Source organism: Nonomuraea antri, from assembly GCF_013283785.1.
GTDB lineage: Bacteria > Actinomycetota > Actinomycetes > Streptosporangiales > Streptosporangiaceae > Nonomuraea > Nonomuraea antri.
In genome coordinates, this window is record NZ_JABCPZ010000488.1 from 1 (window position 1) to 2,184 (window position 2,184).

The 2,184-nt window shown below is 68.8% G+C and carries 2 protein-coding genes; one reads left to right on the top strand and one right to left on the bottom strand.

The genetic code is table 11. From position 1 onward, the window contains the following. Nucleotides 1-92: 92 nt before the first annotated feature. A complete protein-coding gene (locus HII36_RS54760; RefSeq protein WP_173531313.1) occupies nt 93-728 on the bottom strand; it encodes a TetR/AcrR family transcriptional regulator in 636 nt (211 codons plus the stop codon). Between the two features lie 100 nt (nt 729-828). Between HII36_RS54760 and HII36_RS54765 the strand changes: the two genes are divergently transcribed. Beyond that, entirely contained in the window at nt 829-1,941 is a 1,113-nt protein-coding gene (locus HII36_RS54765) for a serine hydrolase domain-containing protein (RefSeq protein WP_173531314.1), read from the top strand. Nucleotides 1,942-2,184 lie beyond the last annotated feature (243 nt).

Below are 2,184 nucleotides of genomic sequence, written 5' to 3' on the forward strand. Positions count from 1 at the left end.
GCTTGGCAGGGCGTGGAGGGGGCGGGTCAGGTGCTTGGCGCGCGTGGGTGTAGTGGGAGATCAGGTGCCCGGCAGAGCATGGACGGAGTGGGTCAGGTGCCGGGTGGGGCGTAGGCGCGTAGGAAGGCTGCCGTGGCGGAGGCGGCCAGGCGGTCGAGGTCGGCCTCCGCGTAGCGGGCTTCGGTGCCGGCGAACATCACCTTGTTCACCGGTACCCACAACAACATGCCGACGAAATGGTCCGCGGCCGTGTCCGGGTCCTCAAGGCCGAGCAGGCCGCGGGTCTTGAGGCGGGCGAAGCAGTCCGACAGCGTGGTGAGCGAACGCTCGAACCCCAGCTCGTACCAGGTGCGCCCCAGCTCGGGGAAGCGGTCGGCCTCGGCGATCACCAGGCGGCGCAGGCGCAGCAGTTCGGGCTGCATGAGCGCATCGAGGAACTGCCTGGCCAGTTTGCCCAGGTCGCGTTCCAGGTCGTCGCTGTCGTCCAGGGTGGCGGTCACCATGCGGGCCAGGCCGTCGACCTCGTTGGTGGTGTCGAGGATGATGCGGGTGAACAGCTGTTCCTTGTCGGTGAAGTGTTTATAGACGGTCTGCTTGGAAACCGCCGCGAGCGAGGCCACCTCGTCCATGCTGGCGCCCACATAGCCGTTCCTGAGGAACACCGGTCGTGCCGCGTCGAGGATCTGCCTGCGCTTACGTGCCGTGCGCCCGTCTTCTTCAGTGATCATCTCCAGCCTCCCTTTCGTCATTCCAAGAGAGTACTAGACAGTTCCGTACTGGGTCCAGTACCGTACCGTCTAGTTTCGAGAAGCCGACAGGATGGACACCATGAACGACCTTCAGAAGCAGGTGCAGGAAGTCGCCGACCGCCTCGTCGAGTCCGGTGACGAGCGTGGACTCCAGGTTGCGGTCTATCACGGCGGCCGCCAGATCGTGGACGTGGTGGCCGGCGTGGCCGACCCCGAGACCGGCCGTCAGGTGACCCCCGACACCCCGTTCTACAACTACTCGATCGGCAAGGGCGCCACCGCCGCCGTCGCGCACGTGCTCGTGGAGCGTGGCCTGTTCGGTTATGACACGCCGGTTGCCGAGCTGTGGCCGGAGTTCGCCAGGCACGGCAAGGACGGCGTCACCGTCCGGCATGTCCTGTCGCACACGGCCGGCGTGCCCGGCATCCCGTTGGACACCACCCCCGAGGACGTCTGCAACTGGGACAAGATGGTCGCCGCGCTGGAGGACGCCGAGCTGTGGTGGGAGCCGGGCACCAAGGTCGGCTACCACGCCTACACGTTCGGATACCTGGTCGGGGAGATCGTCCGGCGGGCCACCGGCAAGCGCATCTCGCAGGTGCTCGCCGAGGACGTGGCCGGCCCGCTGGGCGTCGCCGACGAGCTCTACTTCGGCATGCCGGAGTCCCAGCACCACCGGGTCGCCCGGCTTGAGGACGCCCCGATGGACATGTCCGCCTTCGCCGACATGCCGATGGATCTGCCGATGTTCAAGGCGGCGCCGATGTCCCTGATGCCCAACGCCGAACTCGGCAACCGCACCGACTTCCTGTCCGCCGACATCCCGGCCGGCGGCAAGACGTCCGCGCGGGCCATCGCCCGCCTGTACGCGTCGCTGATCGGCGAGGTGGACGGCGTCCGCCTGCTCACCGAGGCGCGGCTGCGCGAGGCCACCGCCGTGGCCGCAGAAGGTATGGACGAGGTGTTCGGCATGCCCTCGGCCTGGGGCCTGGGCTTCTCGATCGGCCGCCCGTACGCCGGACCCGGCGACTCGGCGGCGGCCCCCACGGCATTCGGGGTCGCGGGGGCGGGCGGCAGCATGGCCTACGCCGACAGCGCCACGGGGGTGGCGGTCGCGCTGACCAAGAACCGCCTCACGAACGACTTCGCCGCCGCGGGTCTGATCGGCAACCTCGTCGAGAGCGCCCTCTGACACCGCCGCCCTTGCCCGGAGCACCCGTCCTCTCGGCTCGCCCGGGCACCCTGGCCGGTTCGGTCTCTCCCGTTCACTCGGCACTCTGGCTGGCTCGGTCTCTCCGGTTTGCTCGGTGCCCTGGCCGGCTCGGTCTCTCCGGTTCGATCGGTAATCCTGGTGGACCCGGCCTCTCAGGTACGCCCGGCCCTGCCGACGTGGCCAGTTTCTCCAGCACGGCCATCCTTTCTGACATGCCCACCC

Excerpts from the sequence above, each read along its gene's own strand:
- HII36_RS54760 (WP_173531313.1), bottom strand. The coding sequence starts at position 728 with ATGATCACTGAAGAAGACGGGCGCACGGCACGTAAGCGCAGGCAGATC.
- HII36_RS54765 (WP_173531314.1), top strand. The coding sequence starts at position 829 with ATGAACGACCTTCAGAAGCAGGTGCAGGAAGTCGCCGACCGCCTCGTC.